The organism is Companilactobacillus baiquanensis, from assembly GCF_003946605.1.
GTDB classification, from domain to species: Bacteria; Bacillota; Bacilli; order Lactobacillales; family Lactobacillaceae; genus Companilactobacillus; species Companilactobacillus baiquanensis.
Genome location: NZ_RHOQ01000007.1, coordinates 15,965 through 33,995 on the forward strand (window position 1 = coordinate 15,965; position 18,031 = coordinate 33,995).

20 protein-coding genes are annotated in these 18,031 nt (G+C 34.8%); 12 read left to right on the forward strand and 8 right to left on the reverse strand.

From position 1 onward, the window contains the following. Positions 1-4: 4 nt before the first annotated feature. Positions 5-493 (reverse strand): DUF2507 domain-containing protein, encoded by a 489-nt coding sequence (locus EKM77_RS09415; protein ID WP_125593810.1) that lies wholly within the window; start codon positions 491-493, stop codon positions 5-7. 139 nt (positions 494-632) lie between these two features. Between EKM77_RS09415 and murI the strand changes: the two genes are divergently transcribed. The 4 genes from murI to EKM77_RS09435 all read left to right on the forward strand — a co-directional run bounded on the left by murI (position 633) and on the right by EKM77_RS09435 (position 2,793). After that, complete coding sequence (murI, locus tag EKM77_RS09420) at positions 633-1,433, forward strand: glutamate racemase (protein WP_125593811.1); 801 nt, start codon at positions 633-635, stop codon at positions 1,431-1,433. Positions 1,434-1,435: 2 nt separating this feature from the next. Continuing rightward, positions 1,436-2,035: an XTP/dITP diphosphatase gene (locus tag EKM77_RS09425; RefSeq protein WP_125593812.1), complete on the forward strand. Its 600-nt coding sequence runs from the start codon at positions 1,436-1,438 to the stop codon at positions 2,033-2,035. 66 nt (positions 2,036-2,101) lie between these two features. After that, positions 2,102-2,512: a DUF948 domain-containing protein gene (locus EKM77_RS09430; RefSeq protein ID WP_125593813.1), complete on the forward strand. Its 411-nt coding sequence runs from the start codon at positions 2,102-2,104 to the stop codon at positions 2,510-2,512. 2 nt (positions 2,513-2,514) lie between these two features. Continuing rightward, positions 2,515-2,793, forward strand: a complete 279-nt coding sequence (locus EKM77_RS09435; protein WP_225425220.1) for a YtxH domain-containing protein — start codon at positions 2,515-2,517, stop codon at positions 2,791-2,793. A 164-nt stretch (positions 2,794-2,957) separates the two neighbouring features. Here EKM77_RS09435 and EKM77_RS09440 read toward each other — a convergent pair whose 3' ends face one another. Then, a complete protein-coding gene (locus tag EKM77_RS09440) occupies positions 2,958-4,061 on the reverse strand; it encodes a M24 family metallopeptidase (protein WP_125593815.1) in 1,104 nt (367 codons plus the stop codon). A gap of 177 nt (positions 4,062-4,238) precedes the next feature. On the opposite strand from EKM77_RS09440, the gene ccpA reads away from it, so the two are divergent. Then, complete coding sequence (ccpA, locus tag EKM77_RS09445) at positions 4,239-5,240, forward strand: catabolite control protein A (RefSeq protein WP_125593816.1); 1,002 nt, start codon at positions 4,239-4,241, stop codon at positions 5,238-5,240. 20 nt (positions 5,241-5,260) lie between these two features. Here the strand turns inward: ccpA and EKM77_RS09450 are convergent, their stop codons facing one another. From EKM77_RS09450 to EKM77_RS09465, 4 genes are all read right to left on the reverse strand, one after another. Continuing rightward, positions 5,261-5,560, reverse strand: a complete 300-nt coding sequence (locus EKM77_RS09450) for a hypothetical protein (protein ID WP_125593817.1) — start codon at positions 5,558-5,560, stop codon at positions 5,261-5,263. Between the two features lie 136 nt (positions 5,561-5,696). Next, the gene (locus tag EKM77_RS09455; protein WP_125593818.1) at positions 5,697-8,378 is read right to left on the reverse strand and encodes a transglycosylase domain-containing protein; all 2,682 of its coding nucleotides are present in this window, start codon (positions 8,376-8,378) and stop codon (positions 5,697-5,699) included. 125 nt (positions 8,379-8,503) lie between these two features. Continuing rightward, the gene (pepV, locus tag EKM77_RS09460) at positions 8,504-9,898 is read right to left on the reverse strand and encodes a dipeptidase PepV (protein WP_125593819.1); all 1,395 of its coding nucleotides are present in this window, start codon (positions 9,896-9,898) and stop codon (positions 8,504-8,506) included. Positions 9,899-9,968: 70 nt separating this feature from the next. Beyond that, positions 9,969-11,390, reverse strand: coding sequence for a glycerophosphodiester phosphodiesterase (locus EKM77_RS09465; protein WP_125593820.1), 1,422 nt, complete (start codon positions 11,388-11,390; stop codon positions 9,969-9,971). A 71-nt stretch (positions 11,391-11,461) separates the two neighbouring features. Here EKM77_RS09465 and EKM77_RS09470 point away from each other — a divergent pair, with 71 nt between their 5' ends. The 6 genes from EKM77_RS09470 to EKM77_RS09495 are packed head-to-tail and all read left to right on the forward strand — an operon-like array spanning position 11,462 to position 15,675. After that, positions 11,462-11,788: a hypothetical protein gene (locus tag EKM77_RS09470; protein WP_125593821.1), complete on the forward strand. Its 327-nt coding sequence runs from the start codon at positions 11,462-11,464 to the stop codon at positions 11,786-11,788. A gap of 8 nt (positions 11,789-11,796) precedes the next feature. After that, the gene (locus tag EKM77_RS09475) at positions 11,797-12,408 is read left to right on the forward strand and encodes a metallophosphoesterase (RefSeq protein ID WP_125593822.1); all 612 of its coding nucleotides are present in this window, start codon (positions 11,797-11,799) and stop codon (positions 12,406-12,408) included. Positions 12,409-12,415: 7 nt separating this feature from the next. Beyond that, the gene (locus tag EKM77_RS09480) at positions 12,416-13,783 is read left to right on the forward strand and encodes a bifunctional metallophosphatase/5'-nucleotidase (protein ID WP_125593823.1); all 1,368 of its coding nucleotides are present in this window, start codon (positions 12,416-12,418) and stop codon (positions 13,781-13,783) included. Positions 13,784-13,794: 11 nt separating this feature from the next. Beyond that, positions 13,795-14,307, forward strand: a complete 513-nt coding sequence (locus EKM77_RS09485; RefSeq protein ID WP_225425221.1) for a YutD family protein — start codon at positions 13,795-13,797, stop codon at positions 14,305-14,307. Continuing rightward, on the forward strand, positions 14,307-15,086 hold the full coding sequence (locus EKM77_RS09490; protein WP_125593830.1) for a TIGR01457 family HAD-type hydrolase: 780 nt from the start codon (positions 14,307-14,309) through the stop codon (positions 15,084-15,086). The genes EKM77_RS09485 and EKM77_RS09490 overlap by 1 nt, the downstream gene beginning before the upstream one ends. Continuing rightward, complete coding sequence (locus tag EKM77_RS09495) at positions 15,076-15,675, forward strand: TIGR01906 family membrane protein (RefSeq protein ID WP_125593825.1); 600 nt, start codon at positions 15,076-15,078, stop codon at positions 15,673-15,675. The genes EKM77_RS09490 and EKM77_RS09495 overlap by 11 nt, the downstream gene beginning before the upstream one ends. Before the next feature lie 43 nt (positions 15,676-15,718). Here the strand turns inward: EKM77_RS09495 and EKM77_RS09500 are convergent, their stop codons facing one another. Further along, on the reverse strand, positions 15,719-16,369 hold the full coding sequence (locus tag EKM77_RS09500; RefSeq protein WP_164507762.1) for a DedA family protein: 651 nt from the start codon (positions 16,367-16,369) through the stop codon (positions 15,719-15,721). 96 nt (positions 16,370-16,465) lie between these two features. Continuing rightward, positions 16,466-17,458, reverse strand: coding sequence for an NAD(P)/FAD-dependent oxidoreductase (locus tag EKM77_RS09505; protein WP_125593827.1), 993 nt, complete (start codon positions 17,456-17,458; stop codon positions 16,466-16,468). 80 nt (positions 17,459-17,538) lie between these two features. Here EKM77_RS09505 and EKM77_RS09510 point away from each other — a divergent pair, with 80 nt between their 5' ends. Further along, positions 17,539-17,904 carry a CvfD/Ygs/GSP13 family RNA-binding post-transcriptional regulator gene (locus tag EKM77_RS09510; protein WP_125593828.1) on the forward strand — a complete coding sequence of 122 codons (366 nt, stop codon included), beginning with the start codon at positions 17,539-17,541 and terminating at the stop codon, positions 17,902-17,904. Positions 17,905-18,031 lie beyond the last annotated feature (127 nt).

The window sequence follows — 18,031 nt, forward strand, 5'->3', positions numbered from 1 at the left end:
AACTTTAGTTTCGATCGATTTTAATTGTAATCGAAACACTTTGAGCTTTACTGTTAGTTGTATAAGTTCCCAAACAATAAGCATCTATCGTTCTTTCTACTGTCTCAGTAATTACCCCTGTTTCCAATGAAAATTCAGGATCGTCATTGTTCAAGTTGAAACGCTGTTCAACTTCAGGTCCATTTAAAGTGTATCGATAACTGGTTTTGGTTTGGTTGGATACTTCAAGGTTACCAAATCCAGCTTTAGTGAATAAATCAGGAAGGCTTTGCATATCTAGAACTAGATTTCTACTGAGATTTTTACCAGCCCAATAGAGCATCTCGATAGAATCTTTTTTTAATAAGTCAGATAAAACAAAGTCACGTAATACTGAGACTGCAAAATAATCTTCAGTTAACCGTGTATCTTTACCGTTTGCATCTTCCTTGAGAACATCAGGTATGTCATGTTCAGTTAACTTTTTATCTAATTCTTTTGATTTTGCGGCCATGATTTTAGCTCCTTTTTTATGACAATTTATTATATCATTAGGATAGTTGCTTTTTAAGTGATTGTAACAGATAGAGCAAAGAAATTGGTTAAATATACAATTAAATTACTAAAGTGAAAATAAATTATAGAGGTGTATTATGAGCGACAACAGACCAATAGGATTATTAGATTCAGGTTTAGGTGGCTTAACTGTAACTAAAGAAGTTATTCGTCAATTACCAAATGAGGACATTATTTTTATCGGGGATGAGGCTAGAATGCCTTATGGAGTTAAAACTAAAGATGAAATTATTAATTGTACTAGACAATTAGTTCAGTATTTGGTTGATCAAAATGTTAAAGTCATTATCTATGCTTGCAATACAGCTACTGCCAATGCTCTACCAGCTTTAAGAAAAGAATTTTCGATCCCAATGATCGGGGTTATTGAACCGGGTGCAATTTCCGCTACTCAAGTTACTAAAACTAAACACATTGGCGTTATTGGAACTGAAGCTACTATTAAAGCTAAGAGTTACAGTACGGCTATTAATGGTTTGGATAGTGATATTGATGTTTTAGGTATTGCTGCTCAAGATTTTGTTACATTCGTAGAAAAAGACGCCATTGATTCCAAGGACGCAAAAGAAAGTATTGCTAGAACTCTAAAGCCTTATAAGGATAGTGACTATGATACTTTAGTGCTAGGTTGTACTCATTTTCCAATGTTACGTGATCAAATTCAAAATTACCTACCTGATGTTAAATTAGTTGATTCAGGTGTTGCAACAGTTACCTTAACAAAGAAGTTCTTAGATGATAATGATATGCTGACTGATACTAAAGATTCTAAGATCAAATTGCATGCAACGGGCAATATTAATGAATTTAAACGACTTGCAAGTCGTTGGTTAGCAACAGATATTGATGAAATAAGTTTAGTAAACGTGGAGAATTAATAATGAAAGAAATTATTATTGCTACAAGTAATCCTAATAAAGCTAAAGAATTTCGTAGGATCTTTGATGAATCAGAATTTGAATTAAAGACACTTCTGGATTTATCGGATGTACCAGAAATAAGAGAAACCGGGAGTAGTTTTGAAGAGAATGCCAAAATAAAAGCTCATACGGTAATGAAAAAGTTTAACTTACCAACAATTGCCGATGATTCCGGACTTGAAGTAGACGCTTTATTTGGCCAGCCAGGTATTTATTCTGCTAGATATGCAGGTGATCATAATGATGCCGCCAATAATGCTAAACTTTTAGCAGAACTTGGTGGAGTACCAGCTGAAAAAAGAAATGCCCGTTTTGTTACAACGTTAGTTTTTTCCAATCCTAAAAACGAAAAGGATTTAGTTGTTGAAGGTGAGGTCAAAGGCCAAATCGCCACTTTTCCTCAAGGAGACAATGGGTTTGGATATGATCCATTATTCTATCTTCCAGAATTAGGAAAGACGATGGCTGAATTAACATTGGATCAAAAAAATGAAATTAGTCATCGTGGTCGGGCCATTAGAAAACTGGAAAAAGAATGGCTAGATTGGATTAATTGGTAATTGATTGCTGTAATACCGCGATAATGCTAATATTAGATTGCTATTAAAATTTAGGAGGAATTTGATATGACAGGTGGACAAATTGCAGGATTAATCGCAGCAGTTGCTTTTGTTGCATTGGTTGTTTACTTGGCTATGACTTTGATTCAAACAGCTAAGCTACTTAAAGAATTACAATCAACAATGCAAGAAACGACTAAGATGGTGGAAGTTCTTTCAAAAAATACTGATGAATTGATGCAACAAAGTAGTCAGTTAGTCGATAAGACAAATACTTTGATGGATGATGTAAATGGAAAAGCTGAAAAGTTAAATCCACTTTTTGATACAGTTGAGAATTTGGGTCAAAAAGCCGCTAACGCCACAGCTGAAAAGCCAAATTCTGGATTTGGAATTCATAGTTTAATGAATCTCGCCAGTGTAGCCTCAATGGTTAAGTCAGCCGCTAAGTTCGTTCCCAGAAAGAAGAAAAATTAATTATGAAAAATAAATTTGCTTTGGGATTGGCTTTAGGTGGTGTCGTAGGTTACGCTGCTTCAAAATATTTGGCTAGTGAGTCAGGACAAAAACTATTGGAAAACGTTCAAACAATTCGTGGCGATTTCAATAATGGTGGTGTTGGTCTTGCTGATGCTAAACTAATGGATTCATTTAATGAAAAAACAGATGAATTGAAAAATGAAATGTTAAATACAGCTGATAAAATTGATAATCAAGAATCAAATATCGTTTTTGATGAAGAAGATATAAAAAAATAAAGGAGATGTGACGAAAGTCACACCTCCTTTTTGGATTATTTATTGAAACGCGTGACAGAAGGCAGAGGCCTCCGCTTATCTACGAATATTGAACAATTGAAAGTACACAATTATTCGATATTCTAGGATATGCTCGGTCTCTAACCGCCTTCCGTCACGCTCTGTTATTCTTCAATGTAAGTTAATTCTTTACTTGTATGTGTAAATGGTTTGCAGCCATCTTCTGTGATATATACACAATCCTCAATTCTAACTCCTGCAACATTAGGAATATAGATCCCTGGTTCAATCGAGAAGCACATGCCAGGTTTTAGAACCATGTCGTTACCTTCCATTATTGAAGGGAATTCATGTTCAGATTGACCCATACCATGTCCTAATCTATGAATGAAGTATTCACCATAGCCAGCCTTTGTAATCACGTCACGTGCGACTTTATCAAGTTCTGCAGCCGTTATTCCAGGTTTAGCAGCATCCATAGCGGCATATTGAGCCTCTAAGTCAACTTTATAGATATCAAGTGACTTCTCATCAGGTTTTCCAAAAGCAACCGTTCTGGAGGCGTCACTGATGTATCCATTATGAACAGTACCAAGATCAAATAAGATCAATTCATTCTTCTTAAGTAGATTTTTTTCGGCTGCTCCATGTGGATTAGCGGCATTGGCACCAGCTTGCACGATCGTGTCGAAACTCATGTGCATAACACCTTTTTTCATCATGGCATATTCAATTTCTGCCACAACATCTTGTTCTGTACGTCCTTCTTTTATTGCGTTGAAGGCAACTGAAAAGGCGTAGTCAGCTTCTTCACCAGCGGCGATCAATTCTTTGATCTCAGCATCAGTTTTAATTAATTTGGCATTTTCCATATAACGAGATAAGTTTTCAGGGAAGTCAGCATTTGGAAATTGTTCTCTGATAGCTTCAAATTTATCAACTGAAAGGTCATCTTTTTCAATACCCCAGTGTAATGGGTTGGCAGTCACATCTTTAATATGACCAGCAATCAAATCAAAAGGTTTTTCGTGATCCAAGTATCCGAAAACATCTTGATCCCAACCTGCTTTTTTAGCAGATTCCACTTCTAGTTGAGGTGCAAACAAGAATGGGTCTTTGTCAGGGAAAACTAGTAGTGCAAGGATTCTTTCAACTGGTTCACTATAAAATCCAGTGAAATATTGAATATCCGTAGGATTAGATATATAAGCAATATCCAAGTCCTTTTGAGCTAAATATTTTTGTAAATCTAGTAGTTGTTTCTTCATTTCCAACACTCCCTTTTTAAATCAAAATTCAATTAAGAGTATAACACTGAAAACACTATTTTCTGATTGAAAAATTATGAAAACTTGTCATATTAATGTGGAAAACGCTTGCAACATGGCTTATTTTCTGATAAATTAAACTTATCTAAATGAAAATTTGAGAGAGTGAATATAAAAATGGAAAAAAAAGTAGTAACTATCTACGATGTCGCCGAGGCAGCTAACGTATCTATGGCAACTATTTCTCGGGTCGTTAATGGGAATGCTAATGTCAAAGAAGAGACTAGAAAAAGGGTATTGGAAGTTATTGATCGCCTTAACTACCGCCCTAATGCTGTTGCAAGGGGATTAGCAAGTAAGAAGAGTACCACGATCGGTGTTATTTTACCTGATATAACTGATCTTTATTATGCCTCCCTAGCAAAGGGAATCGATGATGTTGCTTCAATGTACAAATATAATATCATACTGACAAGTATTCAAGAATCAGTGGGCGATGAGGAACAAATCTTGAATAACTTACTTTCAAAGCAAGTTGATGGTTTGATTTACATGGGCAAACAACTATCTAAAAAATTGAAGCGTACATTGGCGAACTCAAAGACACCAATCGTTTTGGCAGGTTCTGTCGATAAGAACAACGAAGCAGCTAGTGTAAATATCGACTTTACAGATGCTGTATGCAGTGTAGTTAATCAATTAGTCCAAAACGGACATAAGAAAATTGCTTTTGTTGGTGGAAGTCTTGAAAACCCAATTGATGGTAAATTCAGACTTGATGGATATAAAAAAGCATTAAAGAAAGCTCATATTAACTTTTCATCTAATTTAGTTTTTGAAGCAGAATATTCAGTTCGTGCTGGAGAAGCCATGTGGGATGCTGTTAAGAATAGTGGAGCCACTGCTGCCTATGTTACAGAAGATCTACTAGCTTCAGGTTTATTGAATTCAGCCGTAAAATCTGGCATTAAGATCCCAGATGATTTTGAGATCATTACAAGTAATGACACCATTCTTTGTGAAGTAACTCGTCCAAAGATGAGTTCAATCGAGGAACCACTTTATGATATTGGTGCTGTTGCCATGCGTTTGTTAACTAAGATGATGAACCAAGAACAAATCGATGAAAATACAATTAAATTACCATATAGCATCGTAAAACGTGAATCAACTAAGTAAAAAAAATAGACCATTAAGGTCTATTTTTTTTCGCTAATACGTTCTTTATGAAAATCCCAAATAATAACGATAATATATCCAAAGGTAATCAGTGTTAAACCACCAGTAACGACCGCATTCAATTCATAGGGAAGATTTACAAATCCCGTTAGAAGAGAATAGAGGGTATTTAGTAAGACGATTAGAGCAAGGATAAATGGTTTATCGATAATTTTTAAATTATTTTTAGATTTATAAATTGTGAAGCCAACCATAAAGGCAATTAATAAAATGGCTACGACATAAAGAGTGTTCTGTAAGAATATCGGGCTAAAATACATATATATGCTCCTTTGTTTTTAACCGTCTCATTTTATCATTAATTTAGCTTTAGATAAAATAAATTTCTTCGTTCAAAATAATAAGCCCAGCAATCTAAATTCGGATTGTTGGGCTTATCTTTTATATGTACAAAAGCTATTCAGTTGTAGGATCGATTATACCGGCCTCACCAGAACCACCAGTCGAGCCAGCACTGCTTGATTCATCTGTAACTGCGGTAGTTCCACCGCTTGATCCAGAACTACCAGTACCAGTTTCAGAAGTACCGTTACTTGTAGTTGTGTTCGTAGTTCTAGAGGTGCTTGTAGAAGTAGAACTGTTTGTTGTGACATCTGAAGAATCATTATTATTGGTGCTATTACTAAATCCTGAAGTCCGTCCGCTACCATTTTCTGAAGCAAGTTCATCAGAAGATTTAGAATCATCTCCAAGTTGTTTAACGACACCATATCCATTGCTCTTACCAAAGTAATTATCCCAGAAGAGTTTATAATTCTTACTCTTACCACCAATGGCAAAGTCTGAATAGGACATGTCTTTAGGTTTTCCTTTGTAATAGAGCGAAGTAGTTGTGTGTTGGTTAACTTTAGAAGTAATACCGTTGTATTCGATCGTACCGGTTGATGTACCAGTTTCTTTATCAACTTTATAAGAATCAACGCCCGCAGGTTTAGTAAATTTCTTATGTACGTTCATGACACCGGGATCTTCTTTATAAACCGCATTGGCCATATTAGCCCAAATTTCTTGGTTAAGATCGGTTGAATTACTTGCCAAGTTGTAATTATTACCATAGAAATTATCATAACCGATCCAAGAAGCCATAGTGACTCCATCGGTACTTCCGATAAACCAATTATCACGATAGTTATTAGAGGTACCAGTCTTACCAAAGAGATTCTTGGTACTAAAGTTTGCCTCATATGAAAGGGCAGAAGCAGTACCTTTTGTGACAACGCCGTGTAGCATGTTCTTAATAATGTATGAAGTCTGTTTGGTAAAGACACGAGTTTTAGAACTTTTGTGTTTGTAGATTTGTTTTCCAGATGGTTCGGTTACGTCTTTAACGACATATGGATCGACATGGACACCCTTATTAGCAAAAGTTGAAAAGGCACTAGCTTGTTTTAGAACTGATACACCTTTATCCATACCACCAAGGGTAATACCAAGTTGTGCGTATTCTTTATTACTTATATCGATACCCATTTTTGTCATATATGATTTTGAACTGACATTTTTTGAACGAATGTAATTATACAAGTTAACAGCAGGTATATTATATGACTCTTCCAAAGCTTCACGAGCTGAAAGGAATTTATTTTGAATAGTTTCACCGTAATCAGTTGGTGCGTATCCTTTATATTTAGTCTTAAAGTCAGCTAGCATTGTTTGCGAACCGATTAAACCATTTTCAATTGCCGGTGCATAAGTAATTAATGGCTTGATCGATGATCCAGGTGATCTTTGAGTATCAAAGGCATGATTAATTTGTGATTTCTTAAAATTAACACCACCAACAAAAGCTAGGACCTGACCAGTTTTATTGTCTAATAGGACAGAACCATTTTGCACTGGTTCTGATACTTTAATAGATTTACCAGTATTAGGGTCTTTTGCATTATCGGTATGGACCGTACCAAGATTTCCTTTATACAATTGAGCTTGTTTATTCATAGCAACATATAGATCTTTGTTTATAGTGCTGTGAATTTTATAATTTTTACTGTGTAGTTCAGTATCAGCTTGAGTATAGTATTTGTCATACAATGCTTTGTCTTTTTTCAAGGTACTGTATTCTAGGCCATCATTTTTAGCTAAACGTTTAATAAGGATCGTTCGAGCTTGTTCAGTTAAAGTGTTGTAAAGATAGCCATATTTAATACTCTTTGAATCAGCTTTAGCAGGTTTTTGGAAATCGCTCTTGAGGTCAAACTTACGAGCTTGATCATATTGTGTCTTTGTAATTTTATTATCACGATACATTCTAAATAGAACAATATTCTTACGTTTCAAACCTAAGCTATAATCATCTTTTAATTTACCCTTCATGTCGTATGGAGTGTAAATGGAAGGGCTCTGTGGTAATCCGGCAATGAAAGCAGATTCGGCTATGTTTAGTTCTTTGGCACTTTTACCAAAAAGACCTTGTGCTGCCGCACTGACACCTTGAATATTTTGCCCTTTATTATTACGACCAAAAGTGGCAGCGTTCAAATAATCTTCAAGGATCTCTTTTTTAGTAAAGTATTTATCAACACGCATGGCCAAGAATATTTCAACAGCTTTACGTTTCCAAGTAGTTTCTGAAGACAATAACTGCATTTTAACTGTTTGTTGAGTCAAAGTGGATCCACCTGTTTGAGCACCAATACCCGTAATATCAGAAATGATTGCACGAACAATTGATTTAGGGACAACGCCGTTGTGGCGATAAAAATCACTATCTTCAGTCGAAACGATAGCTTTTTTTAGGTAAGGTGACATTTCAGATAAGGAAATACTTTTTCCAGTAAGATCTCTTTGAAGGTTTTCAATTTTCTCACCATTAGAAAAATAAAGAGTTGCTGAATTATTAACATCTTGTAGTTGTGATCTCATCTCATGCTTAGTCGGAACTTGAACCTGACTAGTCAATGATGAAACATATCCTACACCAAGACCAAATGCCAATCCCATGAGAATTAAAATGCCAGCCAAAGAATAGAGGATGATCCTACGAATGATCTCTACTGTTAAGTTGGCTCTTGTAGCAAAGTCAGACCAGCTTTTGATACTTTTAAAGCTTTCGACGATGCTATTCCATAAATTTTTCACTTTTAAATAAACCCCTTTAAAAAGTTACATATGGTTAATTATATAATAAAAATCTTTCATAAGTACAAAAACAAAAAAAGTTCTATGGGAAAAGGCTCTCCACAGAACTTTTTATGGATAAAAAATTATTTAATTAAACGATAAATTGCATCGGCATATATTGCGGTAGCTTTTTGTAACTTAGCTAAATCAATGTATTCATTTGGTTGATGCATAACGTTTTCATCGTTAGGGAACATAGCTCCAAAGGCGATACCTTTTTTAAGGATACGACCATATGTACCACCACCGACTGTATATGCAGGACTGTCGTCACCAGTATGATCTTTATATGCAGTTAATAATGCTTGAACTAGTGGGTCATCAGCTGGTACGAAATGTGGTAATTGATTGTGGCCCTTAATAGTAGCAGTAACTTTTTTAGGTAAATGCTGGTTAATTTTATCAGTTAAACTTTGTCCATCGTCACCTTTAGGATAACGAATATTTAATAGAATTGAAGCGTTATTTTCATCGAATTTGAAAATATTAGGTGAAACGGTAAGATCACCCATAACTTCATGTGTATTGGCAATTCCTAGAGTTTTACCGGCAAAATCTAAGTGTAATGATTCAACGATAAATTGGAAATATTGTCTTTGACGATCATTAAGATTTAATTTTGTCAGGAATAAAGCTAGATAAGTTGCTGCATTTATACCAACTGCTGGCTGCATAGCATGGGCACCCTTACCAATGACATGGATAGTTGCTTCGTCATCATTTAAATCGATCGAACCTTTGATTTCGGGATGACCAGTTAGAAATTGATTAAATAAATCTTGAAGTTCTTCAACTTTAAGGTCAGTTAAATCAATTACTGCGTCAGCATTTTGTGGAACCATATTTGCTACAATTCCACTTTCAAAACTTTTTACTAGGCCATCTGATGGGTTAGGGAATTGCACGTCGAATGAAACAATTCCTTTTTCACCATTGATAGCAGGAAATTGCGCGTCAGGTGAAAAACCAACTTCAGGCATTGTCTCTGTCTTCATGTAGTGGTTAATACCGACCCAATCGTTTTCCTCATCAGTACCTAAGATAAGTTGCACTTTTTTGCTAACAGGCAAATTTAGTTCTTTTATGATTTTTAAAGCATAGTAAGCACCCAATCCAGGTCCTTTATCATCACTAGAACCACGTGCATATAATTTGCCATCTTTAATAACTGGTTTAAATGGATCTGTATTCCAACCTGGACCTTCAGGAACAACATCAACGTGTGCAAGGATACCGATAGGTTCACCGTCACCATATTCAATGCGTCCAGCTAAATTATCAACATTTTTTGTTTCAAAACCATCTCTTTTACCGAAGTTCAAAAATGTCTTAAGTGCCTTTGCAGGTCCTGGACCTAATGGATATTCCTCAGTTTTATGTTCAACATCACGTTGGCTGTTGATACTTAATAATTCTGATAGATCATTAAGCATTTCATCTGAGCGATGTGAAACTTCTTTTTCCCAATCTATAGCCATGTTTTTAAAAAGCCTCCCTATGGAAATATTCTTTTAATTCTACCAAATGATTAACTTTATGGCGAATTTATTAAATTTGATTGATCGAATTATTGTTGTTTTTTATTGGAAAAATCAAATTCAAACTATTGAAATCACGTATTAATTTAGCACGTTTTAAGTGTTGATCGGTGCTGGGTCTAAGATATAAATTGTTTTCCAATAAGTCAAGGTTCTTAAATCTTTGACCGACTGGTAAATCGTAATAACTTTCTTTACTGTCATTCCCAAGATAATTATCAGGATTAAGCTGGATCAAAACATCTTTGGCATTTATCCAACCGTTATTTAATTTTAACCAGACTTGAGTACCGAGCTTTTGAACGGTTAGGATTCGCTTGGCTTTATTGTATTCTAAGCGATCGGTAATACTATTTTTTTTGCGTGGATCACTGTATAAGTAGTTATTTTGTTCTTGACCTCTAAAAATTGCTTTTGCACCAAAATAAGGACGTAACTCATTTAGAGCAGAATCAGAATTAAATCCTTCCGCATTGGCAAAAGAATTTTCACCTAGTTGAACATATTCTTCACCTTGGAATTTGATAACATTAGTAATGTGAAAGCCATCTAGTGGACGTACTTCACGCTTAGTTTTTACTAGACGGTATGGATTCTCGTAAATTGGTTCGTCCTTAGTTCCTAAATAGTAAACATTTTGATTAAGGACTTCACTTTTTGATTGATTTTTAAGTTCGCGGTATTCGTTACCAGTAGCCGGATAATTTGTAACAACACCATCGATCGGCATGTTTACTAGAGAATTCCATTTGCTGGGACTCTCATTCATTTCATCCCAGACGTAAACGGACTTGTTCATTGCATGTAAAGCGTTGATAATATCAGGAGTAACGATGTTTGATGATAAGTTAACCCCGGTTACGTATTGTAAGACATCAAAATTTACTCTTTTAGTGGTACCGGCAATAAAAATACGAGGGATACTTGGCATTAATTCAGCTTCGTTTTGAAGACTCTTAGTTGAGAACGAATGGAACATAACTCGATTTTGCATGCCGTATTTATCAATAGCTTCTTTTAAAAGTTCCTCCATATTTTGAGGATTACCTTTTTTAGTCTTTTTAGTTTCAATTAAAAATTTGGCTTTAGGATTGTTTTTATAATGTGCAAAAACTTGATCCAGACTGTGGATCGGTTCACCATTTTCTTGATGTAACTGACTTAGAGTGGAAAAGTTGTTTTGAGATACGATCATCGAAGATCCGGTAATTCTTTCGAGATTTTTATCGTGGGAAACGACCAAGACATTATCCTTAGAAACATGCAGATCTAGTTCGGCGTAATCTGCACCTTCGGAAAAGGCGGTGTCGAAACTTTCAAAGGTTTCCTCAGGAGCCTTGATTGGATCACCTCTGTGACCTATGACTTCAAAGCCGCTCATGAAAAGAAAAATGGAAAGTGACAACAAGAGGATTGTTTTTTTTGAGACCATAATTAACTCCCTAACTTTTTAGATATTATATACTAAATACGTAGTAATAATTTGTGAGGTATTGAAGATAAATGAATAATGAGAGACAGACACTTGATATAATTGAACAGATAACTCGAAATGATGGTACAAAATATTACGAGCTAGCTAATGTTTTAATGAATGGTAGAGCTGAAAAAGCAGCTGAATTGGGAATGATCAAAGAAGTTAGAATACTAAAATTAAATATTCCTCATTCATCAGCTGTGGCGGTCTATGAAGATTACGTTAATGAAAATTATACCGTGCCTCCGATGAACCTTAAAGAATGGGTCGAATACGACAAACCAAAAGGTAAAGTGCTAGATGCATTTAATGAAATATTAAAAGCAAACAAAATAATTTCAAAGGAAGACTGAGTATAACAATGAATTATTTTATATCAGATACTCATTTTTATCATTATCAATTATTAGAACCTAATGACTTTGCTCCTAGACATTTTGACAATGTAGAAATGATGAATCAAGCGATGATCGACGCTTGGAATAAGCGTGTAGATGAAGATGATACGGTTTATCACTTAGGTGATATTTCAATGAGACCACAAGATTATCCAACAAATGAAGAAACATATGATATTTTAAAACAGTTAAAGGGTCATATGGTTTTGATCAAGGGGAATCATGATTACCGGTCATTATTTAAATTCTTAGATAAACATAATCAGATAATGAGTGATGGCAAACCAAAGTTTAAATTTGAAGATGTTGGCGCATTATTAAAGTTTGATCATAACCAGTTTTATTGTACGCATTATCCAATGTTTTTAGGTAAAGTAGAGCAGATCATAAATCTTCATGGTCATATTCATCATTATAGTATGCCTACGGCTGAAAATATAAATGTTGGAGTTGACGCTCCTGAACGTGGCTATTTATCAGAGAATCTGCCATGGGGATCTCCATTACGTGGTGAAGAAATAATTGAAATGTATGAAAAAAAGAAGCAGGATTTAGCAAATATGCAAAGAAAGTAGGAACATTATGGAGACAATTAAGATTATCCATACTAATGATCTACATTCTCATTTTGAAAATTTTCCTAGGATCAAACGTTTTATAGAAGATAAACGAGAAAATCATTCAGAAGATGAATTTTATCTGTTTGATATTGGGGATGCCATGGATCGAGCACATCCTTTAACCGATGCGACTAATGGTAAAGCTAATATTGAATGGCTTAATTCTTTGAATTACGATGCTGCAACGATTGGAAATAATGAGGGTTTGGGTAATAGTCATTCAGAATTAGATCATTTATATGATGAGGCAAACTTTCCGGTTATTTTAGGTAATCTTTTCGATAAAAATACTGGTGAATTAGCTAATTTTGCTAAACCTTACAAGATAATAGAAACTAAAGAACATACAAAAATAGGTGTGATCGGCTTAACTGCTCCATATATTCTGACTTATCCGTTACTAGATTGGGACATTCATCTGATTCAAGAGACCTTGCCAAATTTGGTTAGTGAATTAAAGAAAAAGAGTGATGTCATAATTTTACTGTCACATTTAGGTGTTTCGATGGATCGAAGAATAGCTAATAAATATCCTCAAATAGATATTATTATTGGCTCACATACCCATCATCTATTTGAAAAGGGTGAGATGGATAACGGTGTATTGTTAGCTGCAGCTGGTAAATACGGTCAAAATATTGGCGAGATCAATTTAACATTGTCTGATAATAAAATAACTAAAAAAAGTGCTGTAACAACCAAAACTAGTACATTACCAGAACTTCCAGAAGATAAAGAGTGGATCACCAATAAGCTTAAACTTGGTGAAAAACTATTGGATGAAGTTAAAGTTGCTAATATTCCCCAAACATTGAGTCGAGATATTACTAAGGCTAATCCTGTAATTGAAGAAGGACTTACAGCCATCAAAGAATTTGCTGATACAGATGTTGCTATTCTTAGTTCAGGCTTGTTTTTGCAAAGCTTACACAAGGGGTTGGTGACTAAAAATGATCTGCATAAGATGTTGCCGCACGCAATTCATGTCATGAGGACCAAAATGACTGGCGATAATGTCTGGCGCCTAATTATGGAGATGGAAAAAAATCGTGCATTTTTAAGAAATCATCCACAAAAAGGTATGGGCTTTCGTGGGAAAACTTTTGGCGAATTAGTTTATCGTGGGATAAGTATCGATGATAAAAAGAATGTCTACATTAATGGAGAAGCATTACATAAGAAGAAAGAGTATACTTTAGCGTTATTGGATCATTATTTATTTGTACCGTATTTTCCATCTATAGAAATAGCTGGGAATAATGAGATCCTTTATCCTAAATTTTTAAGAAGTGTCTTTGGCGACTACTTAAATAAAAAATATCCGATTTGAGAGGTGATTCTTTGCAAGAAATAGATGATAATTCTGCATCCAAGCAGGCAAAAGTTACAGTATTAACAGATGATATTATTACCATCAATGGGAAAAAGTATCATCTAGTTGAAAATCATGAAAATGGTTTTGATGAAGAGAAAATTGAAGAACGTTTCAATACAGTATTGGAAAAATATGATTATATCGTCGGTGACTGGGGATATGATCAATTGAGATTCAAGGGATTTTATGAGGATGACCGCCCTGAAAGTGGTATGGATAATAAGATCTCTCATCTTGAAGATTATTTAATTGAATACTGTAATTTTGGTTGCGCTTATTTTGTCTTGGAAAAGGAAAATAAATCTTCTATTAAGAAACATCATAAGAGAAATACTAGAAGACCTAGAAAGAAACGTCCTAATAGTTCAGCTGTACATAACAAACATAATAATAAAAAGCCCCATTCCAATACCAACAATCGGCGTAGGGCTTCTACAAGTAAATTTAAAATCAGAAAAATAGGTGAGAAGAGTAAATGATGAATTACCAAACGTATTTGATCGATTTAGACGGTACTATGTATCGTGGTAAGGACAAGATCCCTGAAGCTAAAATATTTATTGACCGTTTAAATGAAAAACATTTAGACTATTATTTTTTAACGAATAATACGACAAAAACGCCACAACAAGTTGCTGACAACTTAATGAATAATCACCAAATAGTTGCCGATGCAGAGCACATTGTTACACCATCTTTAGCAACTGCTGATTATGTTAAAAATATGTTCGACGACGATGTATCTAATCACTCCGCCTATGTCATTGGTGAGTACGGCCTAAAGAGTGCTATTTTTGGAACTGGTATCAAGTTGAATGAAGTCGATCCAGACGTAGTTATTGTAGGATTGGATTATGATGTCACTTATCATAAATTTGAATTGGCAACCTTGGCAATCAAACGAGGGGCATTCTTTATTGGAACCAACGCAGATACTAATTTGCCTAATGAACGTGGATTAGTCCCTGGCGCAGGTTCAGTAATATCACTTGTGGAAACTTCAACACAACAAAAGGCCAAGTATATTGGAAAGCCAGAACGAGACATTGTCGATTACGCAGTTGCAGAAAAGGGCTTTGATCCTAAAACTGCCGTAATGGTTGGCGATAACTATAATACTGACATCAAGTGTGGATTAAACGCCGGTATTGAGACTCTCTTAGTCTATACAGGAGTCAGCACACATGAAGATATAGCTAAAAAAGATAAGAAGCCGACTCATGAAGTAGAAAGTTTGGATCAGTGGGATGTCGAATAGTCAAAAAGACGTAATTTACACAACTGTATTAGCTTTTTTCATCTTTACTTTTGCAGTAACCGTGACGATTTTTGCCAGCTATCCGTTATTTATGTTTGCGATAAAACATTATTATTTGGAACAAGCTGTTAATTTAAGCTTTGGTAAAATACTGCATAATTATAATCAGATGATGAATTATTTGATAAATCCCTTTAGTGGGCAATTCCATTTAAGTGACTTTTCGTCTTCAGTAGCTGGTAGAACTCACTTTTCTGATGTAAAAAAACTATTCATGCTTAATTTTGGTGTCTTGATCTTATCTAGTATTTATTTATGGATTAGACGTAAAACGAGATCACACTACAATCAAGTTTTTAAGTATATAGCTATTATTGGAGTAATTTTGGCAATATTAATGGCAATAAATTTCGATGGATTTTTTGTGATCTTTCATGAAGTCTTATTTAGGAATAGCGATTGGCTATTTGATCCAGAGAAAGATCCAATTATTAATGTTTTGCCTGAAGAATTCTTTACCCAATGCTTTATTCTATTTTTTGTTTTGTTTGAAGGTTTGAATTTTTGGAAATATAAATCAAAGAAGTAAAAAAGGTTTGTAGTTTACATTATGTAAACCACAAACCTTTTTGCTATTCTTCAGAAGCAGATTTTTTCTTGCGTCCTTTAAGTGCAGTGATTAAAACCGGAATTAATGAAACAAGCACAATTCCCAAAATAATCATTGAAAAATGCTCTTGAACAACTGGAATATTACCAAATAGGTAACCTGCTAACGAGCAAACCAAGACCCACAAGAAAGCTCCCAATACATTAAACTTAAGGAATTTAGTGTATTTCATTGTTCCACTTCCAGCAACGAAAGGAACGAAAGTTCTGATCAATGGAATAAAACGCCCAATTGCAATCGTCTTACCACCATGTTTTTCAAAGAAAGCATGTGCTTCATCAAGGTGCTCTTTATTTATTAGTTTACTTAAATACTTATTCTCAGTTGCAAATTGTCCAAAATGTTCACCAATTTCATAGTTCATTGAATCCCCAAGTGTCGCTGCAGCAAAGAAAATTACGAACAACGCCAGTGGGATCAGTCCATAGTCAGGATTAGCAGCCAATGCCATAGCAGCAAAGATCAGCGAATCACCTGGAAGAAAGGGGAGGATTACGACCCCAGTTTCAATGAAAATGATTAAAAACAATATTAAGTACGTCCACAATCCAAAATTGTTAACGATATTAACCATGTGGTGATCAATATGAAGAATAAAGTCAACTAGACTCATTACATAACTCAATCAATCAACTCCAAATTTTTCAAATTAAACTACATTATACTATCTTAGCTTAAATTAAGTTTAAAAAATTTAAAACTTTTAAACTTATTGTTCAAATAAAGATGTACTGTGGGCAAAATAATCACGTTCGGGATATAAGTTACGAAGAGCTCTAGTAACTGCAATGGGACCTTCAGCAAAAGCAGTGGCAATTAGTTGAAGCTTGCCAGGGTAGGTAATAATATCTCCGATGGCAAATACATTCGGTAAATTAGTTTCCATTTCTTGATCGACTTTTATGAAAGGACCCTCAAGATCCAAATTCCAATCGTGCAAGATCTTTGAGTCAGAGATAAAACCATAATTTATTAAAAGCTTATCAACTGTAATGGTTTTAAGTTCATCTGAACGGATCATTTTCAAAACGACGTCGACTTTTGAGTTGTCATCTTGATTGAAGTGAACATCTTTAATGATGTAAGGATTGAGCTGAGTTACATTGGAATCATTTAAGTCAGTTACACTAGATTCCATTGCCCGATACTTGTTTCTTCTGTGTATTAGGGATGTCGAGTTAGCTATCTTATCAAGATGTATTGCCCAGTCAACCGCAGAATCACCACCACCGGCAATCGCGATGTCCTTATCCAAGAAGTCATTAACGTCATTTACAAAGTAACTTAAATTGTTTTCTTCTAATAAAGGGTCATAATCAAAAGTAAGTTTTCGAGGTTTGAAAGCTCCATTACCGATAGCGATGATAATACTTTTAGTGTCAATTGATTTTCCATCAGTAGTAATATACCAAATATCATTATCATGTTCTAAGTTGGTAACTGATGTGCTGAGGTATTTGTCACAACCTAAAAGATCTAGCTGCTGAACTAGAGACTCTGTTAAGTCAGTACCAGATACTTTAGGCAGAGCAGCCACATCAAAAATTTCTTTTTGCGCGTATAGTGTCTCAGGCTGTCCACCTAGTTTTGGCAAACTTTCTATTAAAGCAACGTCAAGTTTGCGCATGCGTGCATAGTATGCAGCAAAGATACCAGCAGGTCCCCCTCCGATAATAGCAATGTCGTAGATTTTCTTATTCATAATTATGCCACCATTCTTTTTTCAATCTGTTAGAATATATTGTTGCATAGAAGTTAACTAAAAATAAAGGAGGTAAACCAATGAAAATTGGAGATAAAATGTCAGGACAAATATCAGGCGTGCAAAAGTATGGCATTTTTGTAAAACTTGAAAATGGCAAACAAGGCTTGATACATATTTCAGAATTGAGGCATGGCTATGTTCCCAATGTTGAAAACATGTATCGTATTGGAGACAAGGTAGAAGTAATTGTCATGGACATTGATGAGTTTGATCAGAAGATAAGCCTATCGATACGAGCTTTACATAAGCAAAAGATTGGAAGACCTATTTTACATAAACACTTCTGGACCAATTACAAAGACAAGATAGGTTTTCAAACAATTCAAGATCAAAGAAAACGATGGATAGATGAAGGAATCAGTGAAATTATGGAGAAAAAATAAAAAAATCACACTTTTTTTCAAAAAGGGGTTGCAAGACGCAATTCTAATTGGTAATATATTACCTGTTGTTGCGACAGAGCAACGGCGACAACGTGTTGATGAGTTTTCCTCATTCTTCACTGAAAAA